General features: G+C 64.0%; 13 protein-coding genes. 3 read left to right on the forward strand and 10 right to left on the reverse strand.

Annotation, left to right across the window (positions count from 1 at the left end; genetic code table 11):
- Window positions 1–80: 80 nt before the first annotated feature.
- A complete protein-coding gene (locus RMO95_RS12800) occupies window positions 81–452 on the reverse strand; it encodes a thioesterase family protein (protein ID WP_310451022.1) in 372 nt (123 codons plus the stop codon).
- A 111-nt stretch (window positions 453–563) separates the two neighbouring features.
- On the opposite strand from RMO95_RS12800, the gene RMO95_RS12805 reads away from it, so the two are divergent.
- Window positions 564–2,195 (forward strand): electron transfer flavoprotein-ubiquinone oxidoreductase, encoded by a 1,632-nt coding sequence (locus RMO95_RS12805; protein ID WP_310451219.1) that lies wholly within the window; start codon window positions 564–566, stop codon window positions 2,193–2,195.
- Window positions 2,196–2,273: 78 nt separating this feature from the next.
- On the opposite strand, the gene RMO95_RS12810 is transcribed toward RMO95_RS12805, so the two are convergent.
- From RMO95_RS12810 to RMO95_RS12825, 4 genes are read right to left on the reverse strand one after another with little or no spacing between them, the layout of a single operon-like run.
- Window positions 2,274–4,076, reverse strand: coding sequence for an acyl-CoA dehydrogenase (locus RMO95_RS12810; RefSeq protein WP_310451023.1), 1,803 nt, complete (start codon window positions 4,074–4,076; stop codon window positions 2,274–2,276).
- 15 nt (window positions 4,077–4,091) lie between these two features.
- Window positions 4,092–4,769: an energy-coupling factor ABC transporter permease gene (locus RMO95_RS12815; RefSeq protein WP_310451024.1), complete on the reverse strand. Its 678-nt coding sequence runs from the start codon at window positions 4,767–4,769 to the stop codon at window positions 4,092–4,094.
- A gap of 17 nt (window positions 4,770–4,786) precedes the next feature.
- Window positions 4,787–5,731, reverse strand: coding sequence for an electron transfer flavoprotein subunit alpha/FixB family protein (locus tag RMO95_RS12820; protein ID WP_310451025.1), 945 nt, complete (start codon window positions 5,729–5,731; stop codon window positions 4,787–4,789).
- Window positions 5,728–6,492 carry an electron transfer flavoprotein subunit beta/FixA family protein gene (locus RMO95_RS12825; RefSeq protein WP_310451026.1) on the reverse strand — a complete coding sequence of 255 codons (765 nt, stop codon included), beginning with the start codon at window positions 6,490–6,492 and terminating at the stop codon, window positions 5,728–5,730. The genes RMO95_RS12820 and RMO95_RS12825 overlap by 4 nt, the downstream gene beginning before the upstream one ends.
- A 130-nt stretch (window positions 6,493–6,622) precedes the next feature.
- Here RMO95_RS12825 and RMO95_RS12830 point away from each other — a divergent pair, with 130 nt between their 5' ends.
- Both RMO95_RS12830 and RMO95_RS12835 read left to right on the forward strand, forming a co-directional pair.
- On the forward strand, window positions 6,623–7,198 hold the full coding sequence (locus RMO95_RS12830; protein WP_310451027.1) for a TetR/AcrR family transcriptional regulator: 576 nt from the start codon (window positions 6,623–6,625) through the stop codon (window positions 7,196–7,198).
- Between the two features lie 70 nt (window positions 7,199–7,268).
- Window positions 7,269–8,540, forward strand: coding sequence for an EAL and HDOD domain-containing protein (locus RMO95_RS12835; RefSeq protein ID WP_310451028.1), 1,272 nt, complete (start codon window positions 7,269–7,271; stop codon window positions 8,538–8,540).
- 62 nt (window positions 8,541–8,602) lie between these two features.
- Here the strand turns inward: RMO95_RS12835 and RMO95_RS12840 are convergent, their stop codons facing one another.
- The 5 genes from RMO95_RS12840 to RMO95_RS12860 all read right to left on the reverse strand — a co-directional run bounded on the left by RMO95_RS12840 (window position 8,603) and on the right by RMO95_RS12860 (window position 15,734).
- Window positions 8,603–9,799 carry an acetyl-CoA C-acyltransferase gene (locus RMO95_RS12840; protein ID WP_310451029.1) on the reverse strand — a complete coding sequence of 399 codons (1,197 nt, stop codon included), beginning with the start codon at window positions 9,797–9,799 and terminating at the stop codon, window positions 8,603–8,605.
- Between the two features lie 137 nt (window positions 9,800–9,936).
- The gene (locus tag RMO95_RS12845) at window positions 9,937–12,324 is read right to left on the reverse strand and encodes a 3-hydroxyacyl-CoA dehydrogenase NAD-binding domain-containing protein (RefSeq protein ID WP_310451030.1); all 2,388 of its coding nucleotides are present in this window, start codon (window positions 12,322–12,324) and stop codon (window positions 9,937–9,939) included.
- A gap of 145 nt (window positions 12,325–12,469) precedes the next feature.
- Complete coding sequence (locus tag RMO95_RS12850) at window positions 12,470–14,260, reverse strand: acyl-CoA dehydrogenase C-terminal domain-containing protein (RefSeq protein ID WP_310451031.1); 1,791 nt, start codon at window positions 14,258–14,260, stop codon at window positions 12,470–12,472.
- Between the two features lie 143 nt (window positions 14,261–14,403).
- Window positions 14,404–14,946: an isochorismatase family protein gene (locus RMO95_RS12855; protein WP_310451032.1), complete on the reverse strand. Its 543-nt coding sequence runs from the start codon at window positions 14,944–14,946 to the stop codon at window positions 14,404–14,406.
- Window positions 14,940–15,734, reverse strand: a complete 795-nt coding sequence (locus RMO95_RS12860) for a 3'-5' exonuclease (protein WP_310451033.1) — start codon at window positions 15,732–15,734, stop codon at window positions 14,940–14,942. Before RMO95_RS12860 ends, RMO95_RS12855 begins: the two co-directional genes overlap by 7 nt.
- Window positions 15,735–15,774 lie beyond the last annotated feature (40 nt).

Here is a 15,774-nt window from a genome sequence, read left to right on the forward strand (position 1 = left end):
GCGCTGAGGCGGCTGGCGGCGATACGCTGCGGCGAGGGCTGCCAGATCGGTGCGGGGGATGTGCTCATCATGGGTTCCTGTTATAGGCAGCTGGCGCGCATGGCCTCGGGCAACGGGATCGACTTGCCGGTCGACGGGTTGATCCAGACCAGCTTGGCCGCGCCTTCCGAATAGATGCGGTCTTCACCGACCAGGCGCATTTCGTAATAGGTCGGCACGCTGCTGCGCCCCGGCGCGCCGCAGAACATGCGGCAGTCGACGGTGCCCGGATAGGTGAAGGGGATCAGAAAGGTACAACTGGCGTTGACGATCACCGGACCTTCGGTCTGCGTCAGCGAGGTGCCGAAACCGAAGCTCTCCAGCCATTCGATGCGCGTCTGTTCCATGTAGCGGAAATAGATCGTGTTGTTGACGTGCCCCATGGCGTCCTGATCGCCCCAGCGGATGGGCATTTGGTTGCTGTAGACAAGCTTGCGATGGTGTTCCATGAGGGTTAAGTCTGAGGTGTTATAGAAGAGTTCAAGATTATAATCTTGCGATCAAATCAATCGATCGGGGTCAGCATGCAGCGCGAAGCCATGGAGTTCGACGTCGTCATCGTCGGTGGAGGTCCGGCCGGACTTGCCGCCGCGATCCGCCTCAAGCAGATCAATGCCGACCTCGGCGTTTGCCTGATCGAGAAGGGCTCGGAGATCGGCGCCCACATTCTCTCCGGCGCCGTCATGGATCCGCGTGCGCTGACCGAACTGATCCCCGACTGGCAGGCCCAGGGCGCACCGATGGACACCGCGGTGACCCGAGACCGTTTCGCCTTCCTGACACGGCACGGCTTCGTCGACCTGCCCACCCTGCTGCTGCCGGGCTGCTTCCAGAACCACGGCAACTACGTCATCAGCCTCGGCCAGATGTGCCGCTGGCTGGGTGCGCAGGCTGAGGCCCTGGGTGTCGAGATCTATCCCGGCTTCGCCGGCGCCGAGGTGCTCTACGACGAGAACGGCGCGGTGCGCGGCGTCGCCACCGGCGACATGGGGCTCACGCGCGACGGCCAGCCCGGCCCGAATCATCAGCCGGGCATGGAACTGCTGGCCAAGTACACGCTGTTCGCCGAAGGCTGTCGCGGCCACCTGGGCAAGCAGATCGAGGAAAAGTTCAAGCTGCGCGCCGACTCCGATCCGCAGACCTACGCCATCGGCATCAAGGAACTGTGGGAGGTCGACCCCGAGCAGTTCGAGAAGGGCCTGGTCATGCACACCTTCGGCTGGCCGATGAAGTCCGACACCTATGGCGGCGGCTTCATTTACCACTTCGGCGAGAACCTGGTTTCCGCGGGCCTGGTGGTCGGCCTCGGCTACAAGAATCCCTTCCTCTCGCCCTTCGAGGAAATGCAGCGCATGAAGACCCATCCGCAGCTAGCACCCCTGTTCAAGGGCGCCAAGCGCCTGGCCTATGGCGCGCGCGCACTCGCCGCGGGCGGTTTGCAGTCCATGCCCAAGCTCGACTTTCCCGGCGGCGCGCTGATCGGCGACGATGCCGGCATGCTGGTCGCCTCGCGCATCAAGGGCAGCCATGCCGCGATCAAGAGCGGCATGCTGGCCGGTGAAACCGCCGCCGCCGCGCTGGCCGCGGGCCGCGCCAACGACGCGCTGACGGAATATCCGGAGGCCTTCCGCGATTCTTGGCTCCACGAGGAACTGCACACCGCGCGCAACTTCAAACCCTGGATGGCCAAGGGCCTGTGGACCGGTTCGATCATGTTCGGCATCGACCAGGTACTGCTGCGCGGCAAGGCGCCGTGGACCCTGCACAACACGGCCGATCACCTCAAGCTGAAGCCCGCCGCAGAGTGCAAGCCGATCGATTACCCGAAGCCCGATGGCGTGCTGACCTTCGACCGGCTCTCTTCCGTGTTCCTGTCGAATACCAACCACGAAGAGGACCAGCCCTGCCATCTGCAGTTGAAAAACGCCGATGTGCCGATCAGTACCAACCTTGCGCTCTACGACGCCCCCGAACAGCGCTACTGTCCGGCCGGCGTCTACGAGATCGTGCGCGACGAGAGCGGCGCCAATCCGCGCCTGCAGATCAATGCGCAGAATTGCGTGCACTGCAAGACCTGCGACATCAAGGATCCGACGCAGAACATCAACTGGGTGGTGCCGCAGGGCGGCGAAGGGCCGATCTACACCCAGATGTAATAGTTGGCGCTGGCGACACGGCGCCGTAACGCAAACGGGAACCCGCGGGTTCCCGTTTGCGTTACGGCGGAAGCAAAATCAGAACATCGCTTCGTCGAGGGACAAAGCGCTCGCCCCACCCTGCACCACCTCCTGCGCCAGGCCGGCAGCAGAGGCCATGACGTGATCGGCGTAGAAGTGCGCCGTGGCGATCTTGGCCGGGAAGAAGGGATCGGCATCTCCGGCGGCAATCTTGCCCTGCGCCACGAGTGCGGCGCGCGCCATCATCCAGCCGCCGGAAACGATGCCCATCAGGCGCAGGAAAGGCACGGCGCCGGCGGCTACCGCGCGCACATCCTTGCCGTAGTTGACGACGATGTAATCGGTGGCCTGCTGCAGGGCCTCGATGCCGCGGCCCAGCGCGGCATCGATGGCGGCGAAGCCGCTCCCCGACTGCTGCATGAGTTCGCTGCGGGTCTGCTGCATCATGCCGATCACGGACTTGACCGTGGCGCCGCCTTCGCGGGCGATCTTGCGCCCCATCAGGTCGTTGGCCTGAATGCCGGTGGTGCCTTCGTAGATCGTCGTGATGCGCGCATCGCGCATGAACTGCGCGGCACCGGTTTCCTCGATGAATCCCATGCCGCCATGAATCTGCACGCCCAGGTAAGCCATTTCGTTGCCGGTCTCGGTGCTCCAGCCCTTGACCACCGGAATCATCAGGTCGACGTAGGCCTGATTCTGCGCGCGCTCGTCAGCGTCGGAATGGCGCGCGGCCGCATCGTGCGCGGCGGCGACCGAATAGGCCAGCGCGCGCATGGCTTCCACGTTCGAACGCATCAGCATCAGCATGCGGCGGATGTCCGGATGTTTGATGATAGCCACGCCGGCGGCCGAACCTTCGATGGCACGGCCCTGCACCCGGTCGCGGGCATAGCTCACGGCATGCTGGTAGGCACGCTCGGCGATCGCCAGGCCTTCGAGTCCCACCGCGAAGCGCGCCGCGTTCATCATGACGAACATGTACTTGAGACCCTGGTTCTCCTGACCCACCAGCGTGCCGATCGCGCCGCCGTGGTCGCCCAGCGCCATGACGCAGGTCGGGCTGGCGTGGATGCCGAGCTTGTGCTCGATGGAGACGCAATAGCTGTCGTTGCGTTCACCCAAAGTGTACCCACCTGAGCCGTCAGGATTCACCATGAACTTGGGCACCACGAACAGCGAAATGCCCTTGACGCCCTCGGGCGCATCCGGCGTGCGGGCCAGCACGAGGTGGATGGTGTTTTCCGCCATGTCGTGGTCGCCGTAGGTGATGAAGATCTTCTGGCCGAAGATCCGGTAGGTACCATCGCCCTGCGGCACGGCGCGCGAGCGGATCGCCGCGAGGTCGGAGCCCGCCTGCGGCTCGGTGATGTTCATGGTGCCGGTCCACTTGCCGGAAATCATGTTGGGCAGGTACATGGCCTTCTGCTGCTCGTTGCCGGCCAGTTCCAGCGCTTCGATGGCGCCCAGCGTCAGCAGCGGGCAGAGCGAGAAGGAGATGTTGGCGGACTTCCACATTTCCTGCACCGCGGCCGAGACTACCTTGGGCAGACCCTGGCCGCCGTGCTCGGGATTGCCCGAAAGCGCGTTCCAGCCGTTGTCGACGAATTGGCGGTAGGCCTCCTTGAAGCCCTTGGGCATGGTCACGGACTTGTCGGCCCACTTGGCGCCTTCCTGATCGCCGCTGTAGTTGAGCGGGTCCAGCACGCCGCCGGTGAACTTTGCGGATTCGTCGAGAATCGCCTCGACCACGTCGCTCGTCGCCTCTTCGTAACCCGGCAGTGCGGCGACCTTGTCGAGGCCGGCCAGTTCCGTCAATACGAACTGCATGTCCTTCAATGGGGCGGCATAGCTACTCATGTTCTTACTCCGTTATCATTTGATCAGAAGATAGCGCCGGTCGTCGAAGCTGCCGACCCAGTGCGGCACATACACCACCATCAGCGTCACCATGGCGCCGTTGAGCCAGGCCTCGGCGAAACCCAGCAGCAGATAGAAGGGCAGATAGTCGTCGAGCAGCGCGGCCGCCGGATAGACATCGGCCAGCCACAATAGCGCGCTGGCCAGCAGGCCGGTCGCCACGATCGCCGCCGCCGCTCCGAAAAAGGCGGTGCCGAATACATAGACAAAGAAATTTCGCGGCAGCCAGCGTTCGACGCCGCGCCGAATGCCATCCGCCAGCAGCGGCGGAAACACCGCCAGCACCAGCGCATTGAGGCCGTACGCCAGCCAAGCGGACTGGCCCTGCAATTCGCCGTTGAGGGTCACGCCGGCGAGCACCGCGGACAAGCCGACGATCGCCAGCTGTCGACCGAACATCAGCGTGAACATCGTCGCACCGAGCAGATGCAGGTTCAGTCCGGGCTTGACCCCGGCCTTCATGCTCCAGACCAGCACCAGCAGCACGACGGCGCCGAGCCAGACATTCAACTGCGCGGAATCGCTCAGACGTCGCCATGGCCCAGTCCCGAAGCACCATAGCCAGACCGCCAGCAAAGGCAGGAAAGCCCCCAGCGCCCAGGCTTGCGGAAACAGGGCGTCGGGGAAATTCATGAGCTTGGAACGGCGTCTTAGAGTGCCGCGGTCAGTTCCGGTACCGCGGCAAACAGATCGGCGACCAAGCCATAGTCGGCGACCTGGAAGATCGGCGCGTCCGGATCCTTGTTGATCGCCACGATCACCTTGGAATCCTTCATGCCGGCCAGGTGCTGAATCGCGCCCGAGATGCCGATCGCGATATACAGCTGCGGCGCGACGATCTTGCCGGTCTGGCCGACCTGGTAGTCGTTGGGCACGAAGCCGGCGTCGACCGCGGCGCGCGAGGCGCCCAGCGCCGCGCCGAGCTTGTCGGCCAGGGGCTCCAGCAGCTTGTGGTAGTTCTCGCCATTGCCCATGCCGCGCCCGCCCGAGACGATGATCTTCGCCGCGCCCAGTTCCGGCCGCGCCGACTTGGTCAGTTCGCGGCCCAGCAGCTTCGACTGGCCAAGATCGGCGCCGGCGGCAAGCGCTTCGATGGCGGCACTGCCGCCCGAATTCGCCGCGGCATCGAAGCCGGTGGTGCGCACCGTGATGACCTTGGTCGCGTCGCTGGACTTGACGGTCGCCAAGGCATTGCCGGCGTAGATCGGACGAACGAAGGTATCGGCGTCGACCACGCTGATGATTTCCGAGATCTGCGCCACGTCGAGCAGCGCCGCCACGCGCGGCAGGGTGTTCTTGCCGTTGCTGGTGGCCGCGGCGATGATGTGGCTGTAGCCGCCGGCCGCATTGGCAACTTCGGCGACGATCAGCGCGGCGAGGTTCTCCGCGGTCTGGTCGCCGTAATGGGCGGCGTCGGCCACTTTGACCTTGCTCACGCCGGCAACCTTGGCGGCCTGATCGGCCACGGCGCCGCAGTTGGCGCCGGCGACGAGGATATGTATCTCGCCCCCGATCTTGGCGGCTGCGGTGACGGCATTCAGGGTCGCGGTCTTGAGGACGGCGTTGTCGTGTTCTGCGATGACGAGGAGGCTCATGCGATCACCTTGGCTTCGTTCTTGAGTTTGTCGACCAGCGCGGCGATGTCGGCCACCTTGATGCCGGCGCTGCGCTTGGGCGGTTCGCTGACGCTGACCGTGGCCAGACGCGGTGCGACGTCGACGCCGAGATCGGCCGGCTTCACGGTCTCCATCGGTTTCTTTTTGGCCTTCATGATGTTGGGCAGCGTGGCATAGCGCGGCTCGTTGAGGCGCAGGTCAGTGGTGACGATGGCCGGCAGGCTGATCTCTATGGTCTCCAGGCCGCCGTCGACTTCGCGCGTCACCGTCGCCCGCTTTTGCCCATTCGCGTCGGCAATCACCACCTTGGAAGCGAAAGTGGCCTGCGACCAGCCCAGCAATGCGGCCAGCATTTGGCCGGTCTGGTTGGCGTCGTCGTCGATCGCCTGCTTGCCGAGGATGATGATTTGCGGGGCTTCCTTCTTCGCCACCGCGGCGAGCAGCTTGGCCACCGCCAGCGGTTGCAGTTCGACCTCGGTCTCGACCAGTATCGAACGATCGGCGCCGATGGCCATCGCGGTGCGCAGGGTTTCCTGGCAGGCGGTGAGACCGCAGGAAACGGCAATGACTTCCGTCGCGACACCGGCTTCCTTGAGCCGCATGGCTTCCTCGACCGCAATTTCGTCGAAGGGATTCATCGACATTTTCACATTCGCCAGATCGACACCAGTGCCGTCTGCCTTGACGCGAACCTTGACGTTGTAGTCAATCACGCGCTTGACCGGGACGAGGATTTTCAAGCGGGTCTCCTTATTTTGTTTGGACCGAAAAAATCATTTTAACGACAATTCAGCAGGACGAACCCATACGCTTACGTATGGCATGTGAGATACTACTCCCTGCCCAACAAAAAAGTCAATACCCTACCGTATGGAAACAAAGCCTGCAAAAGCACCCCGAGTCGCACTGGATCGGGAGGCATGGATCAAGGGAGCGATCGCCATCCTGGCCGACCATGGCGCCGAGCGGCTGCGCGTCGAGGTACTGGCCAAGCGCCTCGGCGTCACCAAGGGCAGCTTCTACTGGCACTTCAAGGACCGGCGCGACCTGCGCGACGCGGTGCTGGAATTCTGGAAGGAAGGCCGCATCCGCGACATCCGCAAGCAGACCCAGGCCCAGCCCGGCGGCGAGGCCGCCGCCCTGCTCCACACCATCGAGGTCTATGCCTCGGCACGCAACCGCAAGGGCATCGCCATCGAAGCCGCCGTGCGCGACTGGGCGCGCCGCGACCCGCAGGCGGTGGCCGTCGTCGAAGAAGTCGATGTCGAACGCCTGGCCTGCGCCTGCCGGCTGTTCCTGGCCTGCGGCATGGAAGCAGAGGAGGCCAAAGCGCGCAGCGTGCTGCTCTATGCCTATGTATTCGGTGTCAGCCTGATGCGCTACGGCGGGTTCACCGACGACATGGCTTCCCTCAAGGCGCGCATCGCCGAACGCATCGCCCGCTGAATCGTCGACCGGAAAATGGAATCAAGTATGCTCGGACGCGACATTTCACGGTACAGGCCGTTCCAAACCCATGACTGATACGCCCGACAATACGCGAGACGAGCTCCGAGAAGTCTTTATCGGCCGCCAGCCGATCCTGGACAAGAACCAGACCTTGATCGGCTACAAGCTGCTGTTCCACGACACGATGGAGCACCATGCCGGCCCCACCAACGCCGCTGCTGCGACGGCAGACGTCGTCTCGAAGGCGTTTGCGGAACTTGGTCTGGCCGATGTTTTCGGGCAGGTGCGCGCCTTCATCAAAATCGAGGGCGAATTCGTTGCGAGCAACTTCGTCGAACTCCTGCCCGTGGAAACGGTGGTGCTGGAGATTGCCGCCGCAAGTTTCCCGGACGACGCCCTGCTGGAGCGCTGCCGCGAACTCAAGCGCCTGGGTTATGCCTTCGCGCTGTCGGGTGTCACCGACGTCAGCGATGCGGCCTGGCCGCTGATCGATCTCGCCACCTGGATCAAGGTCGACCTCGACGCCGTTGCCGCGGACAGTTTGCAGGCGATCGCCCGCACCCTGGCCACCACGCGCCGCAAACTGATTGCCACCCACGTCGAATCGCAGGCACAAATGGAATTGTGCCATCTGCTCGGCTTCGAGCTTTTCCAAGGATCCTATTTCGCCGAGCCGGTGGTGCTCGAAGGCCGCAAGCTGGACGCATCGATGCAGGGGCTGCTGCGCCTGATCAAGCTGTTGGCGGAAGAAGCCGATCTCGGCCGCCTCGACGCCGCCTTCCGCAGCGAGCCGGCGCTGGTCATCAATCTGCTGCGCCTCACCAATTCGGTCGGCGCCGGCCTGCGCGCGCGCATCACGTCCGTGCGCCATGCGATCACCGCGCTCGGTCGCAACCAGCTGCGGCGCTGGCTGCACCTGCTGATCTTCAGGCGCGGAGCCGAACTGGATTTCGCCCGAAATCCATTGCTGCAGCTCGCCGCCCTGCGCGGGCGATTCATGGAATTGCTGGTCGACCGCCTGCATGCGGGAGACGGCCGCCTGCGCGACCCGGCCTTTCTCACCGGCCTGATGTCGGTGGTACCCGCCGCGCTGCACATGTCGATGACCGATGTCCTGGCGCAGATAGCCGTGGACCACGACGTCCGCCTCGCCCTATCCCACAAGCAAGGCACGCTGGGGACGCTGCTCGCGCTGACCGAAAGCTACGACGACAATGACATCAATGCCGTGCAAGCCCTGCTGGCGCCATTCGGCAGCAAAGCCCCCATGTCGATGCTGGGCGAGATACTCGCCGAATCGCTGACCTGGGTGCAAGAGCTGGGAAGCGAAGCGAGCTAGGCGCCATTCCTCCCCGGGTCGCCGCCGCAAATCCGACCTGCGGCGGCAAGACCCGAAGCTGGTTACATGCGCTCGTAAATTCCCGCCGCGCCCATGCCGGTGCCGACGCACATGGTGACCATGCCGTACTTGAGGTTGCGCCGACGCAGGGCGTGAATCACCGTCGCCGAACGGATCGCGCCGGTGGCGCCGAGCGGATGGCCGAGCGCGATGGCGCCGCCGATCGGATTGACCTTGGCCGGATCAAGGCCGAGGTCCTTGATCACCGCCAGCGACTGCGCGGCGAAGGCCTCGTTGAGTTCGATCCAGTCGAGCTGGTCCTGCGTGATCCCCGCGAGCCGGCAGGCGACCGGAATCGCTTCCTTGGGGCCGATGCCCATGATTTCGGGCGGCACGCCGCGCACCGCGAAGGAGACGAAGCGCGCCAGCGGCGTCAAATTGAACTGCTTCAGTATCTTTTCGCTGACCAGGATCAGCGCACCGGCGCCGTCGGAGGTCTGCGAGCTGTTGCCGGCGGTCACCGATCCCTTGGCGGCAAACACGGGCTTCAACTTGGCCAGCGCCGCGAGAGTGGATTCGGCGCGCGCGCCTTCGTCGCGGTTGACGCTGCGCTTCTTCAGTTCGACCTCGCCGGTAGCGAGATTCGGCACGCGATCAATGATCTCGACCGCGGTCGTCTCGGCGTCGAATTCGCCGGCCTGCTGCCCGGCGATGGCTCGCTGGTGGGATTCCAGCGCGAACTGGTCCTGCATCTCGCGCGTGACCTTCCACTGGTTGGCCACCTTCTCGGCGGTGAGGCCCATGCCGTAGGCCATGCCGACGTTCTCGTCCCTGAACACGCCCATGTTGATCGAGGGATGGTTGCCGCCCATCGGCACCATGGACATCGACTCGGCGCCGCCCGCGATCATGACATCGGCCTGGCCGACGCGGATGCGGTCGGCGGCCATCGCCACGGCGGTGATGCCGGACGCGCAGAAGCGATTGACGGTGACGCCGCCGACGGTGTTGGGCAGGCCGGCCAGCAGCACGGCATTGCGCGCCATGTTGAGTCCGGATTCGCCTTCGGGGAAGGAGCAGCCGATGATGGCGTCCTCGATCAGTTTCGGGTCGAGGCCAGGCACCTGGGCCATGGCGGACTGGATCGCGTACACCAGCAGGTCGTCGGGGCGCGTATTGCGGAACATGCCGCGCGGCGCCTTGCCGATCGGGGTGCGGGTGGCGGCAACGATGTAGGCATCTTGCAGTTGTTTGCTCATCTCTGGCTCCTATTTTTCAAATTCGTTCGTCTGACCTTGCAGGTTTGACCCATCCCCCTCCCAACCTCCCCCTTGAAGGGGGAGGAGGCACAATTTTCCCTCCCCTTCAAGGGGAGGGCCAGGGAGGGGATGGGGCTTCAATTGCGCACCGGCTTGCCGGTCTGCATCATGCCCATGATGCGTTCCTGGGTCTTGGGATGGTTCAGCAGTTCCATGAAGGCCTTGCGCTCCAGGTCGAGCAGCCATTGCTCGCTGACCAGGCTGCCCTGATCGACGTCGCCGCCTGACACCACCGTGGCGATCATCTGGCCCAGCTTGAAGTCGTGGGCGGAGATGAAGCCGCCGTCGCGCATGTTGACCAACTGCATCATGATGGTGCCGATGGCATAACGCCCGGCAACCGGCACCAGCTTCTGCAGCGGCGGCCGGTAGCCGGCGTCGAACATCGCGCGCGCTTCGACCTTGGCCACGTGCAGCAGCTCGTAGGGGTTGAAGACGACTGTGTCGTCGGCCTTAAGATAGCCCATTTGCCGTGCCTCCAGCGCCGACTTTGAGACGACGGCCGTGGCGGCGTTGATGAAGTTGTTCTTCAGGAACTGCAGCAGGTCGTTGCCCTTGGCATCGGCCGCCGCGCGCAGCGCCGCTTCCTTGAGGCCGCCGCCGGACGGGATCAGGCCGACGCCGACTTCGACCAGGCCGATGTAGGACTCGATCGAGGCGACGCGCTTCGCCGCATGCAGCATCAACTCGCAGCCGCCGCCGAGCGCCAGGCCGGCGACGGCAGCCACCACCGGGACGTTGGCATACTTCATCGCCTGCAATGCATTCTGCAGCTTGACGACTTCGGGTTCGATGGCCTTGACGCCACCCGACATGAACAGCGGCAGCATCGACTGCAGGTCGGCGCCGGCGGAGAAGGCGCCGCCTTCGGCCGCATCGGCGCTCCAGATCACCAAGCCCTTGTAGTGCTGTTCCGCTTCCGCGATGGCCTTCGCCAACCCGGCGATGACGCCGGCGCCGATGACGTGCAGCTTGGTCTTGAGCGACAGGATCAATATTTCGTCACCCTGGTGCCAGATGCGCACCGACTCGTCTTCGAACACGGTGATGCCGGCGGTGGTGCCGCTGACCGCTTCCTCACCCAGCACCGGGGCACGGAAACGCTGGCGCAGATAGACGGGCAGCGTGGAGCGCGGCACATTGGCCCGGCGCGCCGGCGACCAGGAACCGTCGGCGCCATGCACGCCGTGGTGCCCGTCGAACACCCAGGCCGGCAGCGGCGCGGAACACAGCGCCTTGCCTGCCTCGATGTCTTCCTTGACCCAGGTGGCGACCTGGTGCCAGCCCGCGGCCTGCCAGGTCTCGAAGGGACCGAGCTTTTGGCCGAAGCCCCAGCGCATGGCGAAATCGACGTCGCGCGCGTTGTCGGCAATGGCTTCCAGATGCACTGCGATGTAATGGAAGGCGTCGCGGAAGATGGCCCAGAGGAATTGCGCCTGCGGATTGGTCGAATCATGCAGCGCCTTCATGCGCTTGGCCGGATCCTTTTCCTTGAGGATGCGACCCACGAGTTCGTCGGCCTTGCCGCCGCCCGTAACATACTGGTCCGTGGCGAAATCGAGGCGCTGCACTTCCTTGCCGACTTTCTTGTAGAAGCCGGCGCCGGTTTTCTGGCCCAGCGCACCCGCCGTTACCAGTTTCGTCAGTACGTCAGGCGTCTTGTAGATCGCCGCGAACGGGTCGTCAGGCAGCGTGTCCTGCATGGTCTTGATGACGTGGCCCATGGTGTCAAGGCCCACCACGTCGGCAGTGCGGAAGGTGCCCGACTTGGCGCGGCCCAGCTTGGCACCGGTGAGGTCATCGACCACGTCGCACGACAAACCGAACTTCTCGGCCTCGTGCATGGTCGCCATCATGCTGAAGACGCCGACGCGGTTGGCGATGAAGTTGGGCGTGTCCTTGGCCCGCACCACGCCCTTGCCCAGCGTGGTGACGAGGAAGCCTTCGAGCTGGTCGAGGATTTCGGGCCGCGTCGCCGCGGTCGGGATCAGTTCGACCAGATGCATGTAGCGCGGCGGGTTGAAGAAGTGCACACCGCAGAAGCGCTCCTTGAGCCCCGCATCGAAGCCGTCGGACAGCGCGGTGATCGAGAGGCCCGAGGTATTCGAGGCGAAGATCGCATTCGGCGCGATGAAGGCAGCCACCTTCTTGTACAGGTCGTGCTTCCAGTCCATGCGCTCGGCAATGGCCTCGATGATCAGGTCGCAGCCCTTGAGCAGTTCGAGGTTGTCATCATAGTTGGCCACCTCGATGCAGGCTGCATCATCCTTGTTGCCCAGCGGCGCCGGGCTGAGCTTCTTGAGGCCTTCGATGGCGCGCAGCACGATGCCGTTCTTCGGACCTTCCTTGGCCGGCAGGTCGAACAGCACCACGGGCACTTTCGCATTGACGCAATGCGCCGCGATCTGCGCGCCCATGACGCCGGCGCCGAGCACGGCGACTTTCCTGACGATGAAATTGCTCATAACGGATGGTCCTTTTCAAAGTAATTACAGCAACCGCTTTCAACGCAGAGGACGCAGAGGTGCAGAGGAAAACCACTGCAAGAACGTTGTTGAACTTCTCTGTGTCCTCTGCGTCTCTGCGCTCTCTGCGTCGTGAGAGGTTTCCTTAAAACAGTTCGGCTTCGAGATCGAGCAGCGGCTTGGCGCCGGAACGCGCCTGGCGGATCAGCATGGCCGTCTCGGGCAAGAGCCGGGCAAAGTAGAAACGCGCAGTGGCGAGTTTGGCCTTGTAGAACACATCGCCGGAATCGAGTTTTTCCAGGGCGATCTTCGCCATGCGGGCGAAAAAGTAGCTGTAGACCAGATGACCGACCACGCGCAGATAAGGCACCGCGGCGGCGCCGACTTCGTCCTGATTCTGGAAGGCCTTCATGCCGATTTCCATGGTCAGCTTGGTGACCTTGTCGCCAAGGTCGGCCAGCGGCGTGACGAATTCGCTCATGGCTTCGTCGGTGCCGTTCTCCTCAACGAAGGCCTGTACCAGCGCGCCGAACTTCTTCAGCCTGGCGCCGTTGTCCATCAGCACCTTGCGCCCCAGCAGGTCGAGCGACTGAATGGTGTTGGTGCCCTCGTAGATCATGTTGATGCGGGCATCGCGCACGTACTGCTCCATGCCGGTCTCGCGGATGAAGCCCATGCCGCCGAACACCTGCATCGATTCCGAGGTGGCAATCCAGCCGTTATCGGTCATGAAGGCCTTGATGATCGGTGTCAGCAGGGTCACCAGGTCGGCGGCGTCCTTGCGCACGTCTTCGTCGGGATGATTCAGTTCGCGATCGATCTGCAGCGCGATGAAGGACGAGAAGGCACGGCCGCCCTCGGCATAAGCCTTCGCCGTCAGCAGCATGCGCCGCACATCGGGGTGCACGATGATCGGATCGGCCGGCTTGTCGGGCGCCTTGGGCCCGGACAGGCTGCGCATCTGCAGGCGCTCCTTGGCATAGGCCAGCGCATTCTGGAAGGCCACTTCGGTCAGCCCCAGCGACTGCATGCCGACGCCGAGGCGCGCCGCATTCATCATCACGAACATGGCATTGAGACCCTTGTTCGGCTGGCCGATCAGCCAGCCGGTGGCGTCGTCGAGGTTCATCTGGCAGGTCGAGTTGCCGTGGATGCCCATCTTCTCCTCGAGCGCGCCGCAGGTGATGGCGTTGCGCGCGCCCAGCGTGCCGTCGGCATTGGGAATGAATTTCGGCACGATGAACAGCGAAATGCCCTTGGTGCCGGCAGGCGCATCGGGCAGGCGGGCGAGCACCAGATGCACGATGTTCTCCGCCATGTCGTGCTCGCCGGCGGAAATGAAAATCTTGCCGCCGCTGATCTTGTAGCTGCCATCCGCCTGCGGCTCGGCCTTCGAGCGCAGCAGGCCAAGATCAGTGCCGCAGTGCGGCTCGGTCAGGCACATGGTGCCGGTCCATTGGCCGGAAACCAGCTTCGGCAGGTAGAGCGCCTTCTGCTCCGGCGTGCCGTGCTCGTGCAGGCATTCGTAGGCGCCGTGCGAGAGACCGGGATACATGTACCAGGCCTGGTTCGATGAATTCAGCATTTCCGACAGCGGGTTATAGACCGCCACCGGCAATCCCTGGCCGCCATACTCCGGGTCGCAGGTCAGCGCCGGCCAGCCGGCCTCGACGAACTGGCGATAGGCTTCCTTGAAGCCGGTCGGCGTCGTCACTTCGTGGGTCGCGGGATCGAGCTTGCAGCCCTCGTGGTCGCCGACATGATTCAGCGGAAACAGCACCTTGGAGGTGAACTTGGCGCCTTCTTCGAGGATCTGGTTGATGGTGTCGGTATCGATGTCGGCGTATGCCGGCAATACCTTGAGTTCGTTGGTGACGTCGAGCAGTTCGTGCAGCACGAAGTGCATGTCGCGCAGAGGGGCGTTGTATTGGCCCATGGTGTCCTCCTGGGTTGTTATTGGCTTAGGTTGACCGCAGCAGAGCGAACGATCGTTTCAAACAAACGTTTTAATAATAGCGCAGTTTGTCGGCGGCGTGTAGTTGCACGACTCTAAAACGGAAACCGCGGGACGGCGGCGATTCAGCGCAGGAAGTTCCTGCTGATCTCGCGGAACAGGTTGGAATCCGCCTTGCGCAGCCATTCGAAAGCCACCATCTCGCGGCTGACGATGCTGGCGCCGGCCTCGCGCATGCGCGCCAGGGCCAGCGCCTTGTCGGAGTCGCGGCGCGAACCGACGGCCTCCTCGACCACGAACACCTGTCGGCCGCCCGCCAGCAGGTCCATGACCGTCTGCATCACGCAGACGTGGGATTCCATGCCGCAGACCACGAGCTGCCCAGGACCGCCGGCTTGCTCGAAGCCATGACAGGCACCGGCCACGGCCGAAAAATGCAGCTTGCCGGCGATGCAACCGGTCGGCAGTTCGGCCGCCACCGCCGGATGGGTCGGACCCAGCCCCTGCGGATACTGCTCGCAGGCCAGCACCGGAATTTCCATGCGGCGCGCCACTCGGATCAGCCAGATGACCTGGTCCAGCAAAGCCTGCCAGCCGGCGATGGCCGGCACCAGGCGGCCCTGTACATCCACCACCAGCAGCGCGGAATTGCGTGCGTCGATCAGCATGATGCCTCCCAGGCGGCAATGAATTCCTTCCAGTGCGGCATGCCGGTGGCCGCCAGCGTGGTCTTCACCAGTTCCAGTTCGCTGTCGTGTTCCGCCGCCGTGAGCAGGCCGCGCATCAGTTGGAAGCGCAGGAAGACCAGCCAGGTATTGACCACGTCGGTTTCGCAATAGTCGCGGATCTCGGCGATGCGCCCGTCCAGCCAGGCGCCCCAGACCGCCGAGCCGTCCATGCCGAGCTTGCCCGGCAATCCCATCAGGCGCGCCAGCTGGTCGAGCGGCGCACTGCCGCGTGGCTGGTACATCGCCAGCAGATCCATCAAATCGAGATGACGCGAGTGATAGCGGCTGATGTAGTTATTCCACTTGAAATCCTTCGAGTCGCGGTAGTCGCCCTCGCCCATGTCCCAGTAGCGCGGCGCCGTGATGCGATGGATCAGGCCGCGATAGTGCAGCACCGGCAGGTCGAAGCCGCCGCCGTTCCAGGACACGATCTGCGGCGTGAACTTCTCGACGCCATCGAAGAAGCGCTGGATGATCTCGCCCTCGTTCGACTTCGGCTCGGCCAGCGACCAGACGCGAAAACCCTCGTCGCTGCGCAAGGCGCAGGAAATCACCGCCACGCGCTGCAGATGCAGCGGCAGAAAGTCGCTGCCGTTCTTCGCCCGCTGGCGCTGGAAGGCGAGCTCGGCCACTTCGGCGTCGGGCAGCGACGGCGGCAGTTCGTGCAGCGTGCGCAAACCGGCGATGTCCGGGATGGTCTCGATATCGAAGACGAGAACGGGAGTCATGGGCTGGATCCAGTGAAAATGCGCCATGTCCGCAAAGAGT

This window comes from Sulfuritalea sp. (assembly GCF_031426875.1).
In the GTDB taxonomy this organism is placed as follows: Bacteria; Pseudomonadota; Gammaproteobacteria; order Burkholderiales; family Rhodocyclaceae; genus Sulfuritalea.